The organism is Pauljensenia sp. 20925_1_27, from assembly GCF_041432835.1.
In the GTDB taxonomy this organism is placed as follows: domain Bacteria; phylum Actinomycetota; class Actinomycetes; order Actinomycetales; family Actinomycetaceae; genus Pauljensenia.
Genome location: NZ_JAPWAH010000007.1, coordinates 42,822 through 67,424, shown reverse-complemented (window position 1 = coordinate 67,424; position 24,603 = coordinate 42,822). Strand labels below are relative to the sequence as shown.

Sequence of the window (24,603 nt, the reverse complement as noted above, 5' to 3'; positions counted from 1 at the left end):
AGTGCAATGATTGCTGCTAACTTCCCGTGGCTGTCCGTCCTCGTGGCCGTTCCGGCTGCGGGCGCGGCCCTCCTCGGCTTCGTCCCGCCCCTGAGGCGCGCCGCCGGGCGCGTCATCGCCCTGGTGATCGCACTCGTCGAGCTCGCGCTCGGCGTGTACGTCGCCGCATCCGTGTTCGACTGGTCCGCCCCGGCCTCGTACCAGGTGTACGAGTCCCACCTGTGGATCCCCCAGATCGGCATCACCTGGTCGCTCGGCGTCACCTCGCTGGGCCTCGTGATGGTCCTGCTGGCGCTCGGTCTCGTCCCGCTCGTGCTCATCGCGGGCTGGAATGAGGACGAGGCTGCGGACCGCGGCGCCTACCCGGCGCTGGTCCTGGCCCTCGAGTCGTTCATGGTCGTCATCTTCGCGGCCTACGACCTGACGGTCTTCTACTTCGCCTTCGAGGCGATGCTCGTGCCGCTCTACCTCATGATCGGACGCTACGGCGTCGGTGACGAAGCGGCCCGCCACAAGGCCGCCATGAAGTTCCTGCTGTACTCGCTGTTCGGCGGACTGGTGATGCTCGGTGGCATCCTCTACCTGTGGGCAAAGGGTTCGCAGGTGACGCAGGACGTGTCGACGTTCTTCCGCATCGATACGCTCGCCCAGATCCTGCCGAGCGCCCCGCTCGTCATCCAGATGATCATCTTCGTGACCTTCATGGTTGCGTTCGCGATCAAGGCCCCCATGGTCCCGGTGCACACGTGGCTGCCCGACACGGCTGCCGTCGCCCGCCCGGGCACCTCGGTGCTGCTGGTCGGCGTCCTGGACAAGATCGGCACCTTCGGCATGATCACCCTGTGCCTGCAGCTCACGCCCGGCGCGGCCGTGTCCGCGAAGTGGGTCATGTGCATCCTCGCCGTCATCTCCATCCTGTGGGGTGGCCTTGCGGCGAACGGCCAGAACGACATCATGCGCCTCGTGTCCTACACTTCGGTGTCGCACTTCGGCTTCATGGTCCTGGGTATTTTCATCGGCTCGCAGATCGCACTCGTTGGCGCTATGTTCTACATGGTCGCTCACGGTGTGTCGATCGCCGCGATGTTCCTGCTGTCCGGCTGGCTGTCGCGCCGCGGTGGCACGCAGGACATGCGCGAGTACGTGGGCATGCAGCGCGTGACCCCGGTGCTCGCGGGCCTGTGGCTCCTGAGCGGCCTCGCGTCCATCGCGCTGCCCGGCCTGTCGGGCTTCGTCCCCGAGTACCTCGTGCTCATGGGCACCTGGTCGGTGAACAGCGCGCTGGCGCTCTTCGCAGTTCTCGGCGTCGTCATCGCCGCCATGTACGTGCTCATGCCCTACCAGCGCGTCTTCACCGGCGCCCCGGGCAAGGGCAAGGAGGACCTGGCGGACCTGGGGATGCGCGAGCGCGGCGTCATGGTGCCGCTCGTGGCCGCGATGCTGATCCTTGGTATTTGGTCGGCGCCCCTCGTGAGCGCCCTGACCCCGGTTGCTTCAGACCTCGACCTGGCCAACTCGCAGGTCGGCGCCGCCGTTGAAGGGAGCGCACAGTGAACGTTCTACCCATGGCTAACTTCCAGGCCCCCGAGGTTCCGTGGCTGAGCCTCGCGCCGATCCTCATCGTGCTGGGCGGCGCGGTCCTCAGCATCCTCGTCGAGGCCTTCGCCCCGGCCAAGGCCCGCCGCCCCATCGTGATTGGCCTGTCGATCCTGGCCACCGCCGGCGCCTGCGTCATGCTCGCGCTGCGCTGGGCTCCCGTCGTGGCCGCCCCGGCCTCGTTGGGGGAGTACATTGAGGACCCGCTGACGATCGGCGCCCAGTCGGTGCTCGGGATCATCGGCTTCCTCGCCGTCCTGGTGATGGCCGACCGCACGACCGTTGGTGACGGCGCGTTCGCCGGTCAGCCTTCGGATCGCCCGGACTCGGCTGCCGAGGAGCTGTCGGAGCGTAAGGGCTACCAGCGCTCCGAGATGTTCCCGCTGACTCTGTTCTCGCTGGGCGGCATGATGATCTTCCCTGCGGCGGATAACTTCGTGACGCTCTTCGTGGCCCTTGAGGTCATGTCGCTGCCCCTGTACATCATGGCCGCGACCGCGCGTCGCCGCCGTCAGCTGTCCTACGAGGCGGCCCTCAAGTACTTCGTGCTGGGTGCTTTCTCCTCGGGCTTCATGCTGATGGGCTCGGCGTTCCTCTTCGGCTTCTCCAACTCGCTGCGCATCTCGGCGCTGGGCCAGGCCATCTCGATGAACACGAACATGGACTGGATGGTCCTCGTCGGCGTGTTCTGCGTGATGGTCGGTCTGCTGTTCAAGGTGGGTGCCGCGCCCTTCCACGCGTGGACCCCCGACGTGTACACGGGTGCCCCGACCCCGGTGACGGGCTTCATGGCCGCCGCCGTGAAGATCGCTGCCTTCGCCGCGATGGCCCGCTTCTACCAGGCTGTCGCCGCCTACCTGCAGTGGGACTACCTGTACGTCTTCGCGGCCGTCGCGGTCCTGACGATTGTCGTCGGTACCTTCGCCGGCCTCGTGCAGGACGACGTCAAGCGCATGCTGGCGTACTCGTCGATCGCTCACGCGGGCTTCATCCTGATGGGTATCCTCGCGATCCAGAAGGGCGGCACGGGCCATGTGTTGTTCTACACGCTCGGCTACGGCCTGGCGACGGTTGGTGCCTTCGCGGTGGTCTCGCTCGTGCGCGGCCGTGACGCGGACGGCAACGTCCTGGGCGAGGCGACGAGCCTGCGCAAGTGGGCGGGTATCGGCCGCACGAACCCGTGGATTGCGGGTGCGATGCTGGTCTTCCTGCTCTCGTTCGCGGGCATCCCGCTGACCGGCGGTTTCGTTGGTAAGTTCGTGATTTTCTCCGACGCGATCAAGGGCGGCATCGGCTGGCTCGCGATCGTGGGCCTCGTGGCCTCGGCGATCACCGCGTTCTACTACTTCCGCCTCGTGCGCCTGATGTTCTTCACCGAACCCGGTGAGGACTCCGTCGTGGTCAAGTCGGAGGGCCTGTCCGCTCTGGCGATCATCGTGTGCGCGCTCGGAACGATCGCGCTGGGCGTCTTCCCCGGTCCCGTGTTGAGTCTGCTGGAAAAGATCGTCATACTGATCCCGTGAGTGCTCAAACACCCGATCTTCATGTTCCCGACCTCGAGTCCCGTATTACCCCGGGGCTCGAGGTCGTCGAGCGTCGTCTCCTCGACGCCGTGTCGTCCTCCCGTGATCTGACGGATGAGCTGACGCGCCACCTCGCGGTCGCGGGCGGCAAGCGGATGCGTCCGCTGCTGACCCTCGTGTGCGCGCAGCTGGGCGATCCCGAGCGCGCGTTGGACGACCAGGTCATCACCGCTGCTGCGGCCGTCGAGCTGACGCATCTGGCGTCCCTCTATCACGACGACGTCATGGACTCGGCTCCCACCCGTCGCGGCGTGCCCTCGGCGCAGCACCTGTGGGGGAACAACCGCGCGATCCTGGCGGGCGACATCCTGTTCGCCCGCGCGTCGCTGCTTGTGGCGTCGCTGGGTCCGGAGATGGTGGCTCACCACGCGCGCACCTTCGAGCGCCTGTGTGAGGGCCAGCTGAACGAGACTTTCGGTCCGGCGGACGGCGCGGATCGCGTCGATTTCTACATTCAGGTCCTGGCGGATAAGACGGGTTCGCTCGTGTCGACCGCCGCGTCCTTCGGCGCGCTGCTGTCGGGTGCCGGCCAGCTGGTGGCTGACGTTGTGAGCGACTTCGGTGAGAAGGTGGGTGTCGCCTTCCAGATCGCCGACGACGTGCTGGATCTGGCGTCCTCGGGCGAGCAGTCGGGTAAGACGCCCGGCACGGATCTGCGCGAGGGCGTGGACACGCTGCCCGTTCTCCTGCTGCGTCGCCGTGAGGCGGCCGGAACGATCGACGAGGCCGGCGCGCGCATCCTGCGCGAGCTGACGGGGGATCTGTCGTCGGATGAGGCCCTGGCGTCGGTGGTCGGGCAGCTGCGCGGTCACGACGTGCTCGAGGAGACGCGTCAGCTGGCGCGCACCTGGGCCGATGAGGCGGTCGCCGCGCTGGCACCGCTGCCCAAGGGCGAGGCGAAGACCGCGCTGGAGGCGTTCGCGAACCTGATGGTGGATCGCCTAGTCTGATAAACGTTCACGAGGCCGGGGTCGGCTGCGCACGAGAGCGCGACTGGCCCCGGCCTCGTCGCGCGCACCGGGCCCGGGCCTTATGCCGTGCGAGCGTCGCGAGCCGCCCGCTCGGCTCGTTGTCTCGAAGGCCGGTCAGGCCCTGCCGCCCCGGGGTCCAGCCAGCTGATTGGACTGCGCCGCCGGGCCCAGCCAAGCCTGTCGGGTACGTGGACGTCCTTTCGGGCAGGTCCGCATGTGAGCTTGTGACGGGGGTCGTGCACCCGATCCGTAGGCATTGCACCCCTTCTGTTCGGGTGCAGCGCCACGTAACGGGTGCAGCGCCACGTAACGGGTGCAATGCCCCTTAGCGGGTGTGTCAAGTCCCGGGTTTTGTGGAGGCTTGTTGAGGCCGCTTCCTTTCGTGTTGTTGTGTGTTGATTTTCTGCTTGTTGTGGTGTGATGCCGCCCAGGGAGAGGGGGCGGCGGGTGTTGTACCAGTGGACCCAGGCGGCGGTTTCGCGTTCGCATGTTTCTCGACCTGTCCCGGTCTTGGCCGGATCTTGTAGGGGCCTCGTCATGGTTCCTCAACAATGTTGCATGCAATTTCCCTGTCAACCTTTTATGTTTTGAAATAGTGTCGTTGCAATTCCAACGTTTCTGGGTGGTGAGAAAAGTTCGGTCAGTCGAATTGCATGCGACTTTTGGGAAGGCGGCGCAGAGGTCGCCTCTGAACCGAACATGCTGAGGCCTCGTACGTGGGGGAGGCACCCCGGCCTGATACGTGGGGGAGCCGCCCCGGCCTCGTACGTGGGGGAGAGGCCCCGGCCTCGTCGTATGTGCGACGTGCCTTGAGGTGTGTGAGGGGTCTCAGCTAAGGTTGCCCTTGGCATCGGGGCGCTAGACTGAGACCCCAGGTGCGCGCACTCGCGCGCGGTCATAGAAGGAGAATTCGGTTGGCACCGCTCAACGTCGCCGTTATTGGCGCTGGTCCCGCTGGTATTTACGCGTCGGACATCCTGTCCAAGTCGGGGCTCGAGGTGAATATCGACCTGTTTGAGCGTCTTCCCGCGCCTTACGGTCTCGTGCGTTACGGCGTCGCGCCGGATCACCCGCGTATCAAGCAGATCATCGTTGCGCTGTACAAGATCCTCCAGCGTGGCGACATTCGTCTGCTCGGCAACGTCGAGGTGGGCCGCGACGTGACTATCGACGACCTGCGCGACCACTACGACGCGATCATCATCGCGACGGGCGCGGACCGCGATCACCCGCTGGACATCCCGGGCGTGGACCTGCCCGAGTCCTACGGTGCCGCCGACTTCGTGTCCTGGTACGACGGCAACCCGGATTACCCGCGCACGTGGCCGTTGAAGGCCCGCGAGGTCGCGGTCCTGGGCGTCGGCAACGTGGCCCTGGACGTCTCCCGCGTGCTGGCGAAGCACGCGGAGGACATGCTCAAGACCGAGGTGCCGGCCAACGTGGCCGAGGCCCTGGCTGAGAACCCGATCACCGACGTGCACGTGTTCGGCCGCCGCGGCCCCGCGCAGGTGAAGTTCACCCCGCTGGAGCTGCGCGAACTGGGCAAGGTGCCCGACGTTGACGTCATCGTCTCGGAAGAGGACTTCGACTTCGACGAGGGCTCGGAGGAGGCGCTGCGCGCGTCGAACCAGCAGCGTCAGGTCGTCAAGACCCTGACGAGCTACGCGATGGCGGATCCGGAGGAGCACACGGCCTCGCGTCGCATCCACATTCACCTGTTCCAGGCCCCGGTCGAGATCGTCGCTGACGAGAGCGGCCACGTGAAGGCCCTGCGCACCGAGCGCACGGCGCTCAACGGCGACGGAAGCGTGTCGGGTACGGGCGTCATCACGACGTGGCCCGTGCAGGCGGTGTACCGCGCGGTGGGTTACTACTCCTCGCCGATCCCGGGTCTGCCTTTCGACAAGCGTGCCGGCGTCGTGCCGAACGTGGAGGGGCGCGTCATTGAGGGCGAGACCACGAAGGATGAGTCCGCCCCCGTCATCCCGGGCGTGTACGCGACCGGTTGGATTAAGCGCGGCCCCGTCGGCCTCATCGGTTCGACGAAGTCGGACGCCCAGCAGACGATCTCCCACCTCGTGGAAGACGCTGGCGCGGGCCGCCTGCACGCGAAGACCTCCGAGGTGGGCCACGAGGCCATGGTGGCGCTCCTGGAGTCCCGTGGCGTCGAGTTCACGACCTGGGAGGGCTGGGAGCTCCTGGATGCGTACGAGCAGGCTCTGGGCGAGGCGTACGGCGAGCTTCCGGGTGGCCGTGGCACGCGCGAGCGCGTCAAGGTCGTCTCCCGTCGCACCATGACGGATATTTCGCGCGGCGCGCAGGTGGACCCCAAGACGGTGGACCACATCGGCGAGATGGGCGAGATGTGCGTGCCCACCGCCCCCGAGCGCTTCGACGACTACACGGGTCCGGGGCGGCGCAACTGACGCGTCCCTGACGTGAACGAGGCCGTGGCTGGGTTTCCCGGTCGCGGCCTCGTCGCATGGGGGAGCGGGGCTGTGGCGAGCCGCGTTGTGTTTGGTGCCTGCTGACCGTCGGGGGTTGTTTCTCAACGGGGATTCGGCTGGTTCCCAGGTGCTTCTCAGGTAACCCCCATAGGATCGCGCGTATGGTGCATCGCAACTATCACAACGGTCTGAAGACGACCCTCCTGCTGGGGAGTATGTGGGCTTTGCTGCTTGCCATCGGCGCGCTCATCGCGTCGGGTACGGGCCGGATTGTCTGGATTTTTGTGTTTGCGGCCATTGGGCTCGTTCAGACCGCGTACTCGTATTGGAACTCCGCCACGACCGCGCTGCGGTCGATGGGTGCGTATCAGGTGAGCGAGTCGGAGCAGCCTGAGCTCTATGCGATTGTCCGGGAGTTGGCGGCGCGTGCCCAGCAGCCGATGCCGACGATCTGGGTGGCGCCCACGTTGACGCCGAACGCGTTTGCGACGGGCCGTAATCCGAACAATGCAGCCGTGTGCTGCACGGAGGGCATCCTGGCGATCCTGAATGAGCGTGAGCTGCGCGGGGTGCTCGGGCATGAGCTCATGCACGTGTATAACCGCGACATTCTGACGACGTCTGTCGCGGCGGCCATGGGTGGTGTGATTACGACGGTCGCGCAGGCGCTGCTGTTCTTTGGTGGCGGGAATCGTCGAGAGAGCGGGGGAGTGGGGATTATCGGTCTTCTCGCGATGAGTCTGCTGGCCCCGATTGCGTCGATGCTGATCCAGTTGTCGCTGTCGCGCACGCGCGAGTTCGATGCTGACGAGGATGGCGCGATGCTGACGCAGGATCCGCTGGCGCTGGCCTCGGCGTTGCGCAAGCTGGAGATGGCGACGGATCGGCGCCCGATGGAGGATACTCCCAGGACGCGTAACGTTGCGGCGATGATGATCGCGAATCCGTTCCGTGGGGAGTCTCTCATGCGCGTGTTGTCCACGCACCCGCCGATGGACGAGCGCATCGCGCGCCTGGAGAAGATCGCGGGCTACTAGGGCATACAGATGGGGGTGGGCGGCCGGTTTCGACCGGTCGCCCACCCTCTGTTATCTCAGCGATCAGCGGTAGTTCACGAACTGGAGCGCGACGTCCAGCTCCTCGCCCTTGGGGCCCTTCAGCAGGGCGATGACGGCCTGCAGGTCGTCGCGGGACTTTGAGGAAACGCGAAGTTCATCACCCTGGATCTGGGCTTTGACGCCCTTGGGGCCCTCCTCGCGGATGAGCTTGGAGATCTTCTTCGCGGTGTCCTGCGGGATGCCCTCCTTCAGGGGGCAGGCGAGCTTGAAGAGCTTGCCCGAGGCCTTGGGCTCGCGGTCCTTGTAGTCCAGAACCTTCAGGGACAGGCCGCGGCGGATCAGCTTGGACTGTAGGACGTCGAGGATTGCCATGACGCGGGACGCGGAGTTCGCTTCCATCGCGATCGTGTCGCCGCTGAGTGTGATGGCGGCGTCCACGCCGCGGAAGTCGTAGCGGTTGGCGATCTCCTTGGCGGTCTGGTTGACGGCGTTGTCGACCTCCTGGCGGTCGAGCTTGGAGACAACGTCGAAGGAGGAGTCTGCCATGGGTGCACCTTTCGTTGGAATTCCGCCAATCCTCGTTCCGATTGGCGCTCGGAGCTATTTTAATGCTATTCTTTCACGGCACCGCGAGAGCGGCGCACGGCAGGTTACCAAAGCGGCCAAATGGATCTGACTGTAAATCAGACGCTTCGTGCTTCGGGGGTTCGAATCCCTCACCTGCCACCACTCGCTGGTTCCAGTGAGTAACGCCTGTGATGTCATTCTCAGGCTCCGGGATTGCTTCGGCGCTCGGAGATGCGATAGGCTTTCCGGCGTTGCCCCGATAGCTCAGTAGGCAGAGCGTCTCCATGGTAAGGAGAAGGTCAAGGGTTCGATTCCCTTTCGGGGCTCCGGTTGCGGAGTTATCCGCTACCGGCGGCGGGGTAGCTCAGCTGGTCAGAGCGCACGACTCATAATCGTGAGGTCGCGGGTTCGAGCCCCGCCCCCGCTACCAACTCTTTCATCCGACAGGTCGCACGAGCGACGAAACTAAGCGAGGGAAACAACCGTGGCAAGCAAGTCCCAGGACGTTCGCCCCAAGATCACTCTGGCCTGCTCGGAGTGCAAGGAGCGCAACTACATCACCAAGAAGAACCGTCGTAACACGCCGGATCGTCTCGAGCTGGCAAAGTACTGCCCGCGCTGCCACAAGTCGACGGCGCACCGCGAGACCCGCTGACGGCTTCCGTCTCAGAGCCCCGAGGAACCTGGTTCCCCGGGGTTCTTTGTATGTGCGCTGGAACACATATGTTATCCTGGGCGCATGGTTGAAACTCCGGCTCCGCGCTGCATCGTCGCCCCGAAGGGCGCGGGCGAGGCGCGCATCCCCGGCCTCGTGACGCTCGCGGACGAGCGCACGGTTTTGTTTTTCGACGAGCGTCCCGCCCCGGCCTCGGGCACGGGATCTGACTTCAACGGGCTGACGATGGCCTCGGATCTGCCGAATCCGAACCGCATCCTGTGGACGGAGCATGAGGGGGCGGGACGATGGAGTAGGCCGCGCCCGCTTCCGGCCGGCGGTCCGCCGGTCTCTTCGGATGCGTGTGTCGGCGTGGACGGTGACGGGCTCATGCATCTGGCATTCGCGTCGACGGATGGGCGCGTGGGCTACATGGATTCGCGCGCGGACGGTGAGCGCCTGCGCGCCTGGTGGGCGTGGGGGAGTGGCCCCGAGGACCTGTCCTATGTGGACATGACGGATGAGCTCTACGCGCTCACGGGGGCTGATGCGTTGTTTGCGACCTCGGGCGGTACCGTGGCGGTGGATGGAGCGGTCGCGCTGCCCTACGTCGTGCGCATCGGGGACGAGACGCACGTGCGCGTCGTGTACGCGCGCGGAGGGCGGCTGGTCGGCGCGGCGCAACCTCTCGTCGGCGACGGGGGAGTGCTCCTCGACGAGACGACGCTCGGCGTATGGGACGGCCGCCTCGTCGCGAACTGCCGCATCCAGGGTTTTGAAGGCAGGGGCTCAGGTGCCCGCTTCCTCGCGTGGGGCGATGGGCGCACCTGGGAGGGCGCGTGCCTCTGGGAGCTGGATGATCCCGGCTGCAACGCGCGCATGATCGGGGATCTGTTCGTGCACCCCGGGCGGCGCGACGCGCGCGCGGGTGGCGAAATCCTGCGCCTGGCCCCGCCGTGGGAGGGTGAAGTGCGCGCCGAGGCGGTTTCCTCCTTGGGAGATGGCACCTTCGGATACAGCGACGTGGCCGTCGTCGGGGACGAGGCCGTGGTGGTCTTCGAGCGCGACCGAGGCCTCTGGGAGGCTGCGGTCAGCCTCTGAACGGATACAGAAAACCTCGGTGCGCGTGCCCCCACAACGCTCCGAGGTTTTTCTGTGCGCTCTAGCGACCTTCGATGATCGACAGGAGCGGGGCGTAGTGGGCCTCGACGGCGGCGGTGTACGCCACCAGGTCGCCGGCTTCGCACGCCCGCAGGATGGCCGCGTGGGCCTCGGCGGTGGCTTCCATCTCCTGGCGCGACGCTGCGGCCAGCGAAGGGGTGACGCTCTGGTGGACCAGCCACATGGCGGCCACCAGCTGGTGCATGAGTTCGTTCTCGACGTAGGCGAGGAGGCCGGAGTGGAAGGCGATGTCCTGCTCCAGGTAGGTCGAACCCGTGTGCGCGTATTCGGTCATCGCCTCGACGAGCTCCCACAGGTGCGGGTTCGTCGTGCCCTTCATGGCCCGGGTGAGCGGGACCGCGATCCCGAGGTCGAGTGCCCGTCGCGTGTCGATGATCGCATGCAGGGACTGTGCACCGTTGATCTCATCCAGTGCGGCCCGCAGGACGAGGGTCTCGACGAGCGGTTGCATCGACATCTCGCCGACGTAGGAGCCGGAACCCTGGCGAACCGTCACGATATCCAGTGCCTGGAGGCGACGGAGTGCTTCTCGCACGGACGACCGTGAAACGCCGAGGTCGGCGCACAGTGTTGATTCGGTGGGGAGGCGGTCACCAGGATGTAATCCATGTCGCAAAATATAGGACTTGATCGCATCCATCGTTACCGAGGATCTTGAGTCAATCGGTGCTGATACGCATCGGTTCTGATCGGTTGTTGATGGCGATTGGGGTGATATCGCTTGCACTAATTTGTCTGACAACATAGAATCAGTATAGCGAGCGGAACAAAAGAACCGCACGTCCCAATTCTCGAAGATGAGGAGCGAGAACATGCGAATGCGCAAACACTTCGCGACCGGCGCTGCACTGACCGCAGCTGCCGCCATGATCCTGACCGCGTGCGGCGGCGGATCCTCCACCACCACCTCGACCGACGGCGGCTCCAAGGGCTCCGACGGGCCGAAGGGCACGATCACCGCCGGCGTCGCCTACGAGACCACCGACTACGGTCCGATCACCACCTCGGCGCTCGGCATGGGTGCAAACTGGCAGGTCCTCGAAGGCCTGTACCGTTTCAACATGGCCGACTACTCCGTCAGCCCCGCACTGGCCGCCGGTGACCCGGAGAAGATCTCCGACACCGAATACGAGGTCAAGCTGCGCGACGGCGCGAAGTTCTCCGACGGCACCCCCGTGACCGCCGCCGACTTCGTGGCCTCCTACGAGCGCGCCACCTCCGAAAAGTCGATCTACCGTCAGTTCTTTACCTTCGTCGACTCCGTCGAAGCTAAGGACGACAACACCATCACGATCAAGCTGAAGCACCCCTTCTCCAACCTGAAGGAGCGCTTCGTCAACGTCCGCGTTGTCCCCGCCTCGATGGACGAAGACTCGCTCAAGGCCAAGCCGATCGGCACCGGCCCCTACAAGTACGAGAACATCACGGCGACTGAGATCACCGCTGTTCCCAACGAGAACTACACCGGTAACGAGCCCGCGAAGGTCGCCACCCTCAAGTGGCAGTCCCTCAAGGATGACTCCGCCCGTCTCGCCGCCGCCATCGGTGGCACTATCGACGTCATGGAAGCCGTTCCCGCCTCCGCGCAGGACCAGCTCAAGGGCGCCGGCTGGAACATCGAGTCCAAGCCCGGCTACGGCAACCCCTTCCTGATGTTCAACACCCAGAAGGCTCCCTTCGACAAGCCCGAGGTTCGCCGCGCGATCCTCAAGGCCATCGACAAGCAGAAGCTGATCAACTCCTCGCTCGAAGGCCAGGCCGTTGAGGCGACCTCCTTCCTGCCCGAGGCGAACCCCGCCTACAAGAAGCCCTCGACCGACCTGTCCTACGACAAGGATGCCGCCTCCAAGCTCCTGAGCGACGCTGGCGTCTCTGGCCTCGAGGTCAACCTGGTGACGACGGATCACCCGTGGGTCCTCTCCCTGGTTCCCCAGATCAAGTCCGATCTGGAGGCCCTGGGCCTGAAGGTCAACCACACGCAGATGGCGTCGTCTGACCTCTACGCCAACGTCACCGACGTTGACAACCCCACCTACGACATCGTCCTGGCCCCCGGCGACCCCTCGGTCTTCGGCACCGACCCCGGCATCATCATCTCCTGGTGGAACGGCGACAACGTCTGGACCAAGAAGCGTGACGGCTGGCAGACCTCGGACCCCGAGTCCTTCAACAAGCTGCAGTCCATCATGGACGAGGCCGTTCAGCTCGACGGTGACGCCGCTAAGGCCAAGTGGGGCGAGGCTCAGGATCTGCTCGCTGAGAAGACCGTGATCTTCCCGCTCGTGTTCCGCAACATGATCACTGGCTCCAACCCCGCCAAGGTGGAAGGATTCCAGGCGATCTCCTCCACCGGCCTGCAGCTGCTCGGTGTGAGCGCTAAGTAAGTCCCCTCGGGACATCACAGAAAGGAGGGGTGGGACGCCCGCCCTGAGGCAGACGCCACAGTCGGGCGCCACCCCTCCCTTTCTATTGCCAAAATCCGTTGAAATGGAGGTCTAGAAGTGAATAACCTTCTGCGACTCATCGGACGACGTTTGGTGGCACTGCCGATCATGGTGGTCGGCGTATCCTTCCTCGTCTTCTTCATCATGTCGCTGTCTCCGATCGACCCGGCCTACTCGGCTCTGGGCGAGACCGCGACCCCCGAAGCTCTCGAAGAGTACCGTGTGCAGCACGGCCTCAACGACCCCTTCTTCGTTCAGTACGGTCACTACCTGTGGAACATGCTCCACGGTGACCTTGGTACCTATGGCGTTGGAACGTCCAACCACGTGACCGATCTGGTCGCTCAGGCTCTCCCGATCACCCTGCAGCTCACCTTCCTCGGCCTGTTCTTCGCCGTCATCATCTCCTTCCCGCTCGGCGTTCTCGCCGCCCTCTACCGCGACCGTTGGCCCGACCAGGTCATCCGCGTGTTCTCGGTGGTCGGCATCGGCACCCCGTCCTTCTGGCTGGCAGCGCTGCTAGTCCTGGGATTTGTCCAGAAGCTCCCGGTCTCGGGTCCGCTGCCCGCATTCAGCGAAGACCCGAGCGGTTGGTTCCTGCGGATGCTCCTTCCGGCTATCGCTCTGGCGGTTCCCGTGATCGGTCAGATGACCCGAGTCGTGCGTACCTCGATGGTTGAGGAACTGGACCGCGACTACGTCCGCACCGCTGTGGGTGCCGGTATCCCCAAGCGCATCGTCGTGGCCCGCAACGTGCTGCGTAACGCGCTCATCACGCCCGTCACCGTCCTCGGCCTGCGCATCGGCTACCTGATGGGTGGCGCGGTCGTCATCGAAATTATCTTCTCCATCGATGGAATGGGTAAGGCGGTCCTGCTCAAGGGCATCCAGGAGAACTGGGTGACCCTGGTGCAGGGTGGCGCGCTCGTCGTCGCGATCGCGTTCATTGTCGTCAACATCATCGTTGACATGCTCTACCTGCTCATCAATCCGCGTATTAGGTCGGTGTGAGGCATGAATCAGAAAGAAAAGCTCGACAAGGTCACCGCGAAGGGCGCGCGTTTCTCGCGCATCGGTGCGATGTCCACCGGATCGAAGATCGCAATGGGCATCCTTGCCCTCATTGTCCTCGCCTCGGTCCTGTCGCCCTTCATTTCTCCCTACGGTCCCGATCAGATCTTCGACAAGTGGAGCGCCCCGTCCGGCGAGCACCTGTTCGGAACTGATCACGTCGGCCGCGACATTCTCGCTCGCGTCCTGTACGGAGGCCGTTTCTCCCTGTTGATCGGCCTGTGCTCGACCCTGATTGCGCTCTTCTTCGGTGCGATCATCGGTTCGATTGCAGCCGTCGTGCGCAAGTCCTTCTCCGAAGCGATCATGCGCGTCATGGACATCGTGATGGCGGTCCCCGGTATCGCCATGGCAGCCGTCTCCGTCCTGGTCTTCGGTCGTACGCTGTCCAAGTCCGGTAACACCTTCGGCCTGGTCCTCGTGATCATCTGCTCGATCGCCTTCGTGTACATCCCGCAGCTGTCGCGTATCGTTCGCGCGAACGTCATGGCCGCCTACGGTGAAGACTACGTCCGCGCGGTGATCGTCTCCGGTGCCCGCGCTCCCTGGATCCTCACCAAGCACGTCATGCGTAACACGGCCGCCCCGGTCCTCGTGTTCGCGACCGTCCTCGTCGCCGACGCGATCATCCTCGAGGCCTCCCTGACCTTCATCGGTTCGGGCCTCCAGGCGACCACCGTGGCCACGTGGGGCAACGTCCTGTCCGAGGCCTCGTCGAACCTGTCGGTCCTCCTGGGCAAGTGGTGGACCGCGTTCTTCCCCGGCCTGTTCATCATGATCACGGTCCTGTGCCTCAACATTTTGTCTGAGGGCATCACCGACGCCATGGTGGCTGCACCCGCGTCGGCGGCTGTCGCCCAGGTCGATAAGGACTCCGACCGTGAGGCCGACAAGCTCCTGCTTGACCCGCGCCGCGCCTACGCCGAGCAGGCCGCATCCCTGCAGGCCCGCCTCGACGACCTCGAGACCGTCGAAGAACAGCGCTTCGATCGCTTCGAAGCCGACTTCGAGAAGACTCCGCTGCTTGAGGTCAAGGACCTGTGCATCAAGTTTGATCGTCACGGCGACGTCAACGTCGTCGACCACGTGTCCTTCAAGGTCCGCCCCGGCGAGACCATGGGCCTCGTGGGCGAGTCCGGCTGCGGTAAGTCGATCACGGCCCTGACCATCATGGGCCTCATCGACCCCAAGGCCGAGATCACGGGCGAGATCCTCTACGAGGGTGAGAACCTGCTGTCCAAGTCCGCCGAGGAGCGTCGCGCGCTGCTCGGTCACGAGATGGCCATGATCTACCAGGACGCCCTGTCGTCCCTGAACCCCGCCATGCTGATCAAGGCTCAGATGAAGCAGCTGACCAGCCGCGGCGGAAAGCGCAGCGCCGAGGAACTCCTCGAGCTCGTGGGCCTGGATCCCAAGCGCACCCTCGAGTCCTACCCGCACGAGCTCTCGGGCGGCCAGCGCCAGCGCGTTCTCATCGCCATGGCCCTGACCCGCGACCCGAAGCTGATCATCGCGGACGAGCCGACCACCGCCCTGGACGTCACCGTCCAGAAGCAGGTCATCTCCCTGCTCAACGAGCTGCGCGAGAAGCTCGGATTCGCCATGATCTTCGTGTCCCACGACCTGGCGCTCGTCGCCGAGGTGGCACACCACATCACCGTCATGTACGCCGGCCAGGTCATCGAGCAGGCCCCCACCAAGGAACTGCTCACCCACCCGACCCACGAGTACACGCGCGGCCTGCTGGGTGCCGTCCTCTCGATCGAGTCCGGCTCCGGCCGACTCCACCAGGTCCCCGGCACCGTGCCCTCGCCTCGCGACTTCCCGAAGGGCGATCGTTTCGCCCCCCGGTCCTCGCACCCCGATTACGGACTGGACATCCGCCCGGTCCTCACCGAGGTCGGTCCCGAGCACGTGTACGCGGCTCTCCCGCCCCGCGACGAGGCCAATGCCTCCGCGCAGGAAACGAACGGTCAGGAGGAAACGCGATGAGCGACAACACCCCGATCATCGAACTGAAGGACGTCGAGGTGACCTTCACCTCGCGTACCGGCTCCCTGTTCAAGCCCAATAAGGTCCACGCGGTGCGTGGCGTCAACATGCGCATTGAGCGCGGACAGACGCTCGGCATCGTCGGCGAGTCCGGCTGTGGCAAGTCTACGACCGCGAACGTCATGTGCGGTCTGCAGATGCCGTCGAAGGGCAAGGTGTTCTTTGGTGGCAAGGAGGTCACGAAGCGCAGCGCCGCCGCCCGCCGGGAAATCGGACGCGTCGTCTCCGTGGTCTTCCAGGACCCCGCGACGGCCCTGAACCCCCGCATGCACGTCGCCGATCAGCTCGCTGACCCGCTGCGCGTGCACCACATTGGGGACGAGGCCTCGCGAGCCAAGCGCGTGCGCGAACTGATCTCGCTCGTCGGCCTGCCGTCGAGCGCCCTCGACGCGCTCCCCGGACAGCTCTCGGGCGGCCAACGCCAGCGTGTGGCCATCGCCCGCGCCCTGTCCATCGGCCCCGACGCGATCATCGCCGACGAGCCCACCTCCGCGCTCGACGTGTCGGTGCGCGCCCAGATCCTGAACCTGCTCACGGACCTCAAGAGGGACCTGGGCCTGGCGATGGTCTTCATCTCGCACGACATCCAGACCGTGCGATACGTCTCTGACCGGATCGCCGTCATGAACGGCGGCAAGGTCGTCGAAGAAGGGCCAGCCGCGCAGCTGCTCGCCGACCCGAAGGACCCCTACACCCGCAAGCTCCTGGGCGCCGCGCCCTCGCTCCTGCACCCCAACCTTGACCTCGAAGGAGAGTACTAATTATGTCTTCGAAGATCCGTGGCGTTGTCCCGCCCCTGGCTATCCCGCTCAAGGACGGCGAGCTCGACGTCCCCTCGCTCGAGCGTCACATCAACCGCCTGATCGAGGCCGGCCTCGACGGCCTGTTCGTGTCCGGCTCCACCGGTGAGGTCGCCTTCTCGACCGCCGAGCGCCGCGCCCAGATCCAGCGCGAGGCCGTGCGCATCGTCGACGGCCGCATCCCGCTCCTGGTCGGCGTCATCGACACCGAGACCGAGCGCGTCATCGAGAACATCAAGGCCGTGGAAGAGATCGGCGGCGCCACCGGCGTCGTCGCGACCGCCCCGTTCTACGCCCTGGGCGGCGAGACCGAGGTCGAGCGTCACTTCCGCCTCCTCAAGGAGAACACCAGCCTGGAGCTGTGGGCCTACGACATCCCCGTGTGCGTGCACACGAAGCTCTCGCCCGACCTGCTCATGCGCTTGGGCCGCGACGGCGTCATCGATGGCGTCAAGGACTCCTCCGGCGACGACGTCGCGTTCCGCTGGCTGTGCCGCGCCAACGAGGCAGCCGGCCACCCGCTCCAGCTCCTCACCGGCCACGAGGTCGTCGTCGACGGCGCCTACATGTCCGGGGCGGACGGCAGTGTGCCCGGCCTGGCCAACGTGGACCCCGAGGGCTACGTGCGCCAGTGGCAGGCCTACGAGAGGCGCGACTGGGAGGCCGTGCGCACCGAGCAGGACCGCCTCGCGGACCTCATGCGCATCGTCCAGGTGAAGGGCGTGCAGGGCTTCGGAGCGGGCGTCGGCGCCTTCAAGGCCGCCCTGCACCTGCTCGGCGTCTTCGACTCGCCGGAGATGCCGCGCCCGGTTGCCGCCCTCGAGGGTGACAACGTCGAGCACGTCGCCTCCGTGCTGCGCGCGGTCGACCTGCTCTCCTGATACGTCGACGAGGCCGGGGCACTTCCGTTCCGCATATTGCGCGCCTTCGGGCGCGCGCCCCGGCCTCGTCGATTTTCTTGTACCCCTGACTTTTCGTAAGGATCCTCATGACTACGCTCCTTGCCCTCGACATCGGTGGCACCAAGGTCGGGTGGGGCATCATCGAGGCCGGTGACAGCTACGAGGTCACTGAGCGCGGATCGATCCCCACCGACGCGATGCGCGGCGGAGCGGACGTGGCGGCTCGCATCTGCGACCTTGCCTCGTCCCTGGTCGCCTCTCACCCGCAGGTGAGCGGTGTCGCGGTTGCCAGCGCTGGCGTCGTCGACCCGTCGACCGGCGATATCGTCTCCGCCACGGGCACCATGCCCGGTTGGGGAGGCACTCACCTCGGCGCCCTGCTTCAGGAAGCGACCGGCCTGAAGGTGCGCGTCCTGAACGACGTGCACGCGCACGGCCTGGGTGAGGCCACGCTCGGTGCCGGCCAGCCCTACCGCTGCGTCCTGTCGATCGCCGTCGGCACCGGCATCGGCGGCGCCCTCGTCGAAGACCGCCAGGTCTCCTTCGGGTCGCGCGGCATCGCCGGACACGTCGGACACATCCACCACCACTTCGCCCCCGACATGACGTGCTCGTGCGGCCGCAAGGGCCACATCGAGTCCTTCTGCTCCGGTTCGGGCATCACGGCCTGGTACGACTCGCTGCGCGGCGAGTCCGACCCCGAGGTGGACGGCGGGCGCGCCCTGCAAGAGCTCGCCGAATCCGGCAACGCCCTCGCGGCCGCCTGCTTCTCCCGCTCCGCGTTTGCGCTCGGCGAGGCCACGGCCTCGTTGGTCAACTGTGTAGACCCGGCCGTCGTTATCCTCTCCGGGTCGATGACCCGCTCCGGGGACATCTGGTGGGACGCCCTGCGCGAAGGCTTCGCGGCCTCCGCGATGACGCCCGTCGCCGCCACCCCCATCCTCGTTGGTTCCCTGGGCGGCGACGCGCCGCTGCTTGGAGCCGTTTCCTTCTTCCTGCACTCATAGGAGTTCACCATGCACCCGCTCATTGCAAACCTGAAGGGCAAGCTCATCGTCTCCGTCCAGGCGTACCCGGGCGAGCCCATGCGCCACCCCGAGACGATGGCGCAGATCGCTCGCGCCGCCGAGATCGGCGGTGCCGCGGCGATTCGCTGCCAGGGCCTGTCCGACATTTCCGCGATCAAGGGCCGCGTCGACGTGCCCGTCATCGGCCTGTGGAAGGAAGGCCACGAGGGCGTCTACATTACGCCCTCGCTGCGCCACGCCCGCGCCTGCGTCATGGCCGGCTCCGACATCGTTGCCCTGGACGCGACGGGTCGCCCGCGCCTGGACGGCCTGAGCTTTGCGGAGACCGTTGCGGCCCTGCGCGAGGACGGCACCCTCGTCATGGCCGACTGCGGCTCCTTCGAGGACGCCCAGCGCGCCGTCGATGCCGGCGTGGACATCGTCTCCACGACCCTCGCGGGCTACACCGGCGACCGCGTCAAGACCGACGGACCCGACCTGGAGCTGCTGCGCGAGGTCGTCGCCGCGTTCCCTGACGTCCCTGTGATCTGCGAGGGCCGCGTTCACACGCCCGAGCAGGCCGCAGCCGCCATTGAGGCCGGTGCGTTCGCCGTCATCGTCGGCACCGCGATCACGCACCCCACGTCGATCACGACGTGGTTCAAGGCTGCCGTGGAGGGCTGATCCTGTCGCTGTTGTGACAGTGCGCGGGCGGGTGACCAACACCCGCCCGCGCACTGCGTTTTTCTGGCGTGAATACGCGTATATTACCGAGCATGTCTGTCCCATCTTCGCGTGCACGCGCTGCCCTCCGCGCCACCGGCGTCGTCTACGTCTGCCTCGGTTTCGGCACCTCCGCGTGGCTCTCGCGTCTGCCCGACGTGCGCGACGACCTCGGGCTGACCCCGGCAATGATCGGCACGATGCTGCTCATCGCCTCCCTCGGCTCTCTGCTGACGCTGCCGACCTCTGGCCCGATCGTCACCAAGATCGGCGCGCGGGCCTCGGGCCGCATCGGCGTGGCTGTCTGGGCTCTGGGCATCGTCTGCGCGGGGATGGGCGCACTCAACGTCTCGATCCCGCTGGCCACTCTTGGCCTCGTGCTGATCGCGGCTGGCAACGGCCTGTGGGGTGCGACTATGAACATCGAGGCCGGCCTCGTCCAGGCGGCCGTGCGTCGCACCGTCGTGCCCGTCATCCAGGCGATGTACGCGGTCGGTATGTTGGGTGGCGCGCTCCTCGGAGCCCTCGCCGCCCAGTTGGGCCTGCCCCTCGGCGCCCACCTTTTCGGACTGGCGGCCCTCGAGCTTCTCGCCTGCGGGACCGCCGTCGGTTTTTACCTGACGAAGGAGGAGGTCGCGGCCCTCGCACCCGCGCAGGATAAGGGTGAGGGGAAGGATGCCTCGCAGCGCAAGGCGAAGGGCCTCACCCGGGTTGCCTGGCGCGAGAAACAGACCGTCCTCATCGCCCTCATGGTCATGAGCGCCGGCCTCATGGAGGGCGCGGCCAACGACTGGCTCAACCTGTCCATGGTGGATGGCTACGGCTACTCGACCGCGGCGGCCTCGGCGGCCTTCGCGTTCTTCCTGCTCATGATGACGATCGTGCGCTTCGCGTCCCCGCGTCTCGAGGCTCGCCTGGGATCGCCGAAGCTGCTGCGCATCACCTTTACCGGCGCGGTCGTCGGCCTGCTGCTCGTGGCCTTTGCGCCGCACCACCTGTTCGCGGTCGCGGGCATCGCCCTGTGGGGCATCGGGTCGGCCCTCGGCTTCCCCCTGGGCATCTCGGCGCTGTCTGTCGACCCCGTGATGACGCCCGCGCGCGTCTCCGTGCTCTCGACCGTCAACTACGGTGCGGCCCTCATCGGCCCGCCGCTCCTCGGCCTCATCGCCGACCACATCGGCTACCACCGAGCGCTGGCCTTCGTGGCTCTGCCGGTCCTCCTCGCGATCGTCCTCGCCGGGCAGGTGCCCGACCGCCGCGGGACGAAGCACACGGACCTCGCCTTCGGCGACTAGAAGGCGGCTTCTCGGGCTTGTCCTTGAGCCTTCCGTCCGCGACAGCGCAGGCGTATCCTGGTGTACGAGCACGCTTGTGACGTGGCGCTCTGTTTCGCTGCGATGGAAGAAGGGGAATCATGGCGCGAATCATCGGCTACCGTCGTTTTGGAGGCGTCGAGGTCCTCGAGGAAGGCTCGGTGTCACTCCCCGCGCCCGGAGAGGGACAGGTGCTCGTCACCGTGCGGGCCGCCGGCATCAACCCCGTTGACTACAAGCTCTTCGGTGGATTGACGAGGCCCCTCGAGATCCTCCGCACCATCGTTCACCCCGGCCGTTGGTTCGCCCGCGGGGCGGACCGGCCGCTACGGGGCGTGGGACAGGATTTTGCGGGCGTCGTGGCAGCCGTGGGCCCGGGCGTGACCAACGTGGCGGTGGGCGACGAGGTCATCGGCCTCCTGCGCGCCGCCCCCTGGCAGGTGCGCGAATATGGTTCGCTCGCGACCCAACTCGTTATTTCCGCCGACAACGTCGTGTCCAAGCCCGCCTCCATGAGCTTCGACATCGCCGGAGGGCTGGGCGTGGCCGCGCAGACCGCGATGGGCGCCATGCGCAGCGTGAAGGCCGAGGCGGGTGACGTCATCGTGGTCGCCGCGGCCGCCGGAGGAGTGGGAGGCCTCGTCACGCAGCTGGCCGTCGCCCGCGGCGCGACCGTCATCGGTATCGCCGGTCCCTCGAATGCTGACTACCTGCGTTCCCTCGGCGCGATTCCCGTCTCCTACGGCGAGGGCCTCGAGCAACGCATCAAGGACGCGGTGCCCTCACCCGTCACTGCCTTCATCGACTGCTTCGGCGGCTACGCGTCACTCGCCCACAGCCTCGGCGTTCCGGGTGAGCGCGTGGGAACGCTCGTCCCGACGCCCGCAATCGCCCTGCGTCGCGCGCGCTTCACTGGCGGGCGCGACGGGAAGATCGCCGACATCGCAACGGTCGCGGGCCTCATTGACCGTGGCACGGTGAGCCTGACCATCGCGGACACCTACCCCTTCGAGCTGGAGCAGGTGCGCGCCGCCTACAGCGAGCTGATGAGCGGCCACGTGCGCGGCAAGATCGTCATCACGATGGACTGAACCCGTCGCTGCCTCTGGTGACCGCGCGGCGCCCGGGTGGGGAGGCCCCGGCCTCGTCGTCCGTGCGTGCCCATCTCTGAGCGCGCTGTCCCGCTGTCCCTGCCATGGCCTCGTCGTCCGAGGGCACTCTGGTGCCCCTTAGCTCAGGTCCGCGCCGGGGTTAGGCCGAACGCGCGGCGTGCGACTAGGCTTAGGGGCATGACGACCCTTGCTGATCTGACGACCCTGCGCGTGGGCGGGCCCATTGCTGAGCACGTGCGCGTTTCTACGACTGGCGCCCTCGTGGATGCCGTCGCCGCGGCCGATGCTGCTGGCGGCCCGCTCCTCGTCGTGGGCGGAGGGTCGAACCTGCTGGCCTCCGACGCGCCCTTCGAGGGCACGGTCGTCGACGTGCAGCCCTTCGGTGAGGTCGCCGCCATCATCCACGAGGACCCCGCCGGATCTGTCGTCGCGCGCGTCGGCGCGGGTACGGTCTGGGACGAGTTCGTCTCCTGGACGCTGGCAGAGGGCCTGTCCGGCGTCGAGTCGCTCTCCGGCATCCCCGGCACCGTCGGCGCCTCCCCGGTGCAGAACGTGGGCGCCTACGGCCACGAGGTCTCCGAGACCATCGAGAGCGTCGAGGCCTACGATCGCCTGACGGGCATCGTTGTGCGCCTGCTGCCCTCCGACCTCGGTTTCGCCTACCGCTCCTCGGCGATCAAGCGCAGCGTCGGCGAGCCCGGCCTGAACGACCGCCCGTGGGGGCCGACTGGCCGCTGGGTGGTCCTGTCCGTGGACTTCCGCCTCGAGCGCTCGGCCCTCAGCGCCCCCGTCATGTACGCCGAGCTGGCGCGACGCCTCGGAGTCGAGGCCGGGTCGCGCGCTGATGCCTCCCTGGTCCGCTCCACCGTCCTGGATCTGCGCAGCGGCAAGGGCATGGTCCTGGACGCGGAGGACCACGACACGTGGAGTGCCGGTTCCTTCTTCACGAACCCGATCCTGCCCGAGGACGTGGCAGCCACCCTGCCCGAGGGCGCGCCTCGCTTCAAGGCGGGGGAGGGCCTCGTCAAGACGAGCGCCGCCTGGCTCATCGATCACGCGGGCTGTGGCAAGGGCTTCCACCTGCCCGAGGCCGGGGATCCGCCGCGCGCGTCCCTGTCCACCAAGCACGTGCTGGCCCTGACGAACCGCGGCGGCGCGACGAGCGCCGACATCGAGGCCCTGGCCCGCGCCGTGCGCGAGCATGTCTTTGAGGCCTTCGGCGTGACCCTGGTCCCCGAGCCGGTCACGGTTGGTATCACCTGGTAGCGGGTCACCCGGTAGGTGTTGCATCCCCCGGTAGCGTTTGCGTCACCTGGTCGTTGTGGCATCAATCGTCGTTGGTATCTTTCCGGTGATCCCATAGAGGTGCGTCCCTAAATTTCGCATGCAATTCCCCGGTGGGTGTCCGGGGACACCCCCTGAAAACCGCGGAATATCAACGTTCTGGTTTCAAAGTTTGAAGGAGGTGCGGGGGAATTGCCTGCGAGATTGTGGGAGAACTGTGCTGATCCTGCGCTCGCGGATAGTTCGCGGATGTGCGGGGAGGGGCGTCGTCAATGAAGTAAGCCTGCGTTCGCGGATCTGTTACGCGGATAGGTTGTCACGATGCGGATAGGTTATCCGCATCCGGATAGGTTAATAACCTATCCACATCTTCATAACCTATCCGCGTGCTCATAACCTATCCGCGTGAGGCTGCGGCGCGCAGGCGCTCGATCATGTCGGGCACGTTGCGGGTGACGGCCGTCCACAGGAGCTGGTCGTCCATGCTCTGGTACCCCGAGTGTGCCGCGATGTTGCGGGTCGTGCGCAGGGCGCGCTTCTCAGGCGAGGTCAGGGTATCCATGTAGGGTGCGTACTCTTCGCGTTCCAGGAACGCGGCCAGCCGGATGATCACCATGCAAGCCGAGTCGTACTCCGGGCAGTCGGCGCTAAAGGCCTCAACGGGGACAGCGGCAACTCGCTTGACACGATGGGCGATGACGTCGAGTTCGCGCAGGAAGTTCTCAGCGTCGAAACTGGGCGCGTGTCTGCGCGCCACTCGCGGTCGAGGGGTGAAGGAAGCGGACTCGCTCATAGCGCCACGGCCTCGTCAACGGCAGTTCGCAGTGCCTCGGGTACGTGAGTGTCCGCGTGAACCTCCGTCGGGAAGCCGGTGAGCTCGCTCGCGAACGATGCGATGTCCGCTAACTCGAACAGCGATAGCTCGCGGGTGGGCGTGCCGATCAGGTCAATGTCTGACTCGAATCCGTCCGTTCCCCGGGCAACCGAGCCGAAGACGCGGAGGGAACCGAGGCCTCGTTCCTGGGCGTAGCTGCTGATGGAAGGCGCATAGCGGGCGAGCGGCACGGAGGGGCGGTAGTCGGCGACGCGGAGGATGCGTTCGAGCAGCTCGGCGGAGACTGCGCGCTTGCCGGACTCGATCTGCGCGAGGGTCGACTGGCTCATCCCGGTCATCCCCGCCAGCTCGGCCTGTGTGAGGGATGCGTCCTGACGTGCAGCGCGCACGAGGGACGGCGCATCGTCACGACGAAACCGGCTCATGCCTCCATGATAGTGCACGCGTGCACTATTGGTGAAGTGGTCGTCGGTAGGTACGAGGCCGGGGCCTGCAGTCGTCCCGAGGTGGCCGACTCGGGCGGTTGGATGGGAAAGAAATTACCGGACTGAGAGAGGGCTCCCCACATTTCGCATGCAATTCCCCGGAGCGTGTTCTGTAGCACCCCTCGAAAACAGCGGAATATCAACGTTCTGGTTTCAATGTTTGAAAGAGGTGTGGGGAAATTGCATGCGAGATTGCGGGGGCGTGGAATCTTGGGAGTGTTGAGGAGAAGCTTGCCTGCGCTCGCGGATCTGTTACGCGGATAGGTTGTCACGATCCGGATAGGTTATGCGCATCCGGATAGGTTAATAACCTATCCGGATCTTCGTAACCTATCCGCGTGTTCATAGCCTATCCGGATGCGAACCGTCGGTCGCCGAGGTGGTCTGCGATTTGGGCATCGCTGTGGCTGTGGGCCACGGGGACCGGGTAACGGCTGTGTTTGCATTCTCCCATAAATCCCGTCGATACCGTCGATACCGCAGGTGCCGCTGAGACCTCCCCAAATTTCGCATGCA

Annotated in this window: 21 protein-coding genes and 3 tRNA genes; 20 read left to right on the top strand and 4 right to left on the bottom strand. The window is 66.1% G+C overall.

Annotated elements, in window-relative coordinates; genetic code table 11:
• The first annotated feature begins 6 nt into the window (after positions 1-6).
• The 5 genes from O3684_RS05755 (at position 7) to htpX (ending at position 7,634) form a co-directional block, all read left to right on the top strand.
• Entirely contained in the window at positions 7-1,554 is a 1,548-nt protein-coding gene (locus O3684_RS05755; protein WP_500065563.1) for a complex I subunit 4 family protein, read from the top strand.
• A gap of 11 nt (positions 1,555-1,565) precedes the next feature.
• On the top strand, positions 1,566-3,119 hold the full coding sequence (gene nuoN, locus O3684_RS05750) for an NADH-quinone oxidoreductase subunit NuoN (protein ID WP_500062805.1): 1,554 nt from the start codon (positions 1,566-1,568) through the stop codon (positions 3,117-3,119).
• The gene (locus O3684_RS05745) at positions 3,116-4,129 is read left to right on the top strand and encodes a polyprenyl synthetase family protein (protein ID WP_500065561.1); all 1,014 of its coding nucleotides are present in this window, start codon (positions 3,116-3,118) and stop codon (positions 4,127-4,129) included. Before nuoN ends, O3684_RS05745 begins: the two co-directional genes overlap by 4 nt.
• Positions 4,130-5,064: 935 nt before the next feature.
• Complete coding sequence (locus O3684_RS05740; RefSeq protein WP_500065560.1) at positions 5,065-6,576, top strand: FAD-dependent oxidoreductase; 1,512 nt, start codon at positions 5,065-5,067, stop codon at positions 6,574-6,576.
• Between the two features lie 182 nt (positions 6,577-6,758).
• Positions 6,759-7,634, top strand: coding sequence for a zinc metalloprotease HtpX (gene htpX, locus O3684_RS05735; protein ID WP_500065558.1), 876 nt, complete (start codon positions 6,759-6,761; stop codon positions 7,632-7,634).
• A 63-nt stretch (positions 7,635-7,697) separates the two neighbouring features.
• Here the strand turns inward: htpX and O3684_RS05730 are convergent, their stop codons facing one another.
• Complete coding sequence (locus tag O3684_RS05730) at positions 7,698-8,201, bottom strand: YajQ family cyclic di-GMP-binding protein (protein WP_003792254.1); 504 nt, start codon at positions 8,199-8,201, stop codon at positions 7,698-7,700.
• 98 nt (positions 8,202-8,299) lie between these two features.
• Here O3684_RS05730 and O3684_RS05725 point away from each other — a divergent pair.
• The 5 genes from O3684_RS05725 to O3684_RS05705 all read left to right on the top strand — a co-directional run bounded on the left by O3684_RS05725 (position 8,300) and on the right by O3684_RS05705 (position 9,978).
• A tRNA-Tyr gene (locus O3684_RS05725) sits at positions 8,300-8,384 on the top strand.
• Between the two features lie 91 nt (positions 8,385-8,475).
• Positions 8,476-8,548: transfer RNA gene (locus tag O3684_RS05720), tRNA-Thr, on the top strand.
• 27 nt (positions 8,549-8,575) lie between these two features.
• Positions 8,576-8,652 (top strand) — tRNA-Met (locus O3684_RS05715).
• 54 nt (positions 8,653-8,706) lie between these two features.
• A complete protein-coding gene (gene rpmG / locus O3684_RS05710; RefSeq protein WP_003792256.1) occupies positions 8,707-8,877 on the top strand; it encodes a 50S ribosomal protein L33 in 171 nt (56 codons plus the stop codon).
• 84 nt (positions 8,878-8,961) lie between these two features.
• Positions 8,962-9,978 carry a sialidase family protein gene (locus tag O3684_RS05705; RefSeq protein ID WP_500065556.1) on the top strand — a complete coding sequence of 339 codons (1,017 nt, stop codon included), beginning with the start codon at positions 8,962-8,964 and terminating at the stop codon, positions 9,976-9,978.
• Positions 9,979-10,039: 61 nt separating this feature from the next.
• Here the strand turns inward: O3684_RS05705 and O3684_RS05700 are convergent, their stop codons facing one another.
• Positions 10,040-10,699: a FadR/GntR family transcriptional regulator gene (locus O3684_RS05700; protein ID WP_500065554.1), complete on the bottom strand. Its 660-nt coding sequence runs from the start codon at positions 10,697-10,699 to the stop codon at positions 10,040-10,042.
• A 172-nt stretch (positions 10,700-10,871) separates the two neighbouring features.
• Between O3684_RS05700 and O3684_RS05695 the strand changes: the two genes are divergently transcribed.
• The 10 genes from O3684_RS05695 (at position 10,872) to O3684_RS05650 (ending at position 22,749) form a co-directional block, all read left to right on the top strand.
• Positions 10,872-12,443 carry an ABC transporter substrate-binding protein gene (locus O3684_RS05695; RefSeq protein ID WP_500062783.1) on the top strand — a complete coding sequence of 524 codons (1,572 nt, stop codon included), beginning with the start codon at positions 10,872-10,874 and terminating at the stop codon, positions 12,441-12,443.
• A 117-nt stretch (positions 12,444-12,560) separates the two neighbouring features.
• The gene (locus tag O3684_RS05690) at positions 12,561-13,514 is read left to right on the top strand and encodes an ABC transporter permease (RefSeq protein WP_500065552.1); all 954 of its coding nucleotides are present in this window, start codon (positions 12,561-12,563) and stop codon (positions 13,512-13,514) included.
• Positions 13,515-13,517: 3 nt separating this feature from the next.
• Positions 13,518-15,566, top strand: a complete 2,049-nt coding sequence (locus tag O3684_RS05685; RefSeq protein WP_500065550.1) for a dipeptide/oligopeptide/nickel ABC transporter permease/ATP-binding protein — start codon at positions 13,518-13,520, stop codon at positions 15,564-15,566.
• Positions 15,563-16,387 carry an ABC transporter ATP-binding protein gene (locus O3684_RS05680; RefSeq protein WP_500065548.1) on the top strand — a complete coding sequence of 275 codons (825 nt, stop codon included), beginning with the start codon at positions 15,563-15,565 and terminating at the stop codon, positions 16,385-16,387. Before O3684_RS05685 ends, O3684_RS05680 begins: the two co-directional genes overlap by 4 nt.
• Before the next feature lie 2 nt (positions 16,388-16,389).
• Complete coding sequence (locus O3684_RS05675; RefSeq protein WP_500065547.1) at positions 16,390-17,307, top strand: dihydrodipicolinate synthase family protein; 918 nt, start codon at positions 16,390-16,392, stop codon at positions 17,305-17,307.
• Between the two features lie 107 nt (positions 17,308-17,414).
• The gene (locus tag O3684_RS05670; RefSeq protein WP_500065545.1) at positions 17,415-18,335 is read left to right on the top strand and encodes an ROK family protein; all 921 of its coding nucleotides are present in this window, start codon (positions 17,415-17,417) and stop codon (positions 18,333-18,335) included.
• Positions 18,336-18,344: 9 nt separating this feature from the next.
• Positions 18,345-19,019: an N-acetylmannosamine-6-phosphate 2-epimerase gene (locus O3684_RS05665; RefSeq protein WP_007587569.1), complete on the top strand. Its 675-nt coding sequence runs from the start codon at positions 18,345-18,347 to the stop codon at positions 19,017-19,019.
• Positions 19,020-19,111: 92 nt separating this feature from the next.
• Positions 19,112-20,353, top strand: a complete 1,242-nt coding sequence (locus tag O3684_RS05660) for an MFS transporter (protein WP_500065542.1) — start codon at positions 19,112-19,114, stop codon at positions 20,351-20,353.
• Between the two features lie 119 nt (positions 20,354-20,472).
• Positions 20,473-21,462, top strand: coding sequence for an NADP-dependent oxidoreductase (locus O3684_RS05655; RefSeq protein WP_500065541.1), 990 nt, complete (start codon positions 20,473-20,475; stop codon positions 21,460-21,462).
• Positions 21,463-21,528: 66 nt separating this feature from the next.
• Entirely contained in the window at positions 21,529-22,749 is a 1,221-nt protein-coding gene (locus O3684_RS05650; RefSeq protein WP_500065540.1) for a UDP-N-acetylmuramate dehydrogenase, read from the top strand.
• A 415-nt stretch (positions 22,750-23,164) separates the two neighbouring features.
• On the opposite strand, the gene O3684_RS05645 is transcribed toward O3684_RS05650, so the two are convergent.
• Positions 23,165-23,560 carry a ribonuclease HepT family protein gene (locus O3684_RS05645; protein WP_500065539.1) on the bottom strand — a complete coding sequence of 132 codons (396 nt, stop codon included), beginning with the start codon at positions 23,558-23,560 and terminating at the stop codon, positions 23,165-23,167.
• Positions 23,557-24,027, bottom strand: a complete 471-nt coding sequence (locus O3684_RS05640) for a helix-turn-helix domain-containing protein (protein WP_500062774.1) — start codon at positions 24,025-24,027, stop codon at positions 23,557-23,559. The genes O3684_RS05645 and O3684_RS05640 overlap by 4 nt, the downstream gene beginning before the upstream one ends.
• Positions 24,028-24,603: the final 576 nt, after the last annotated feature.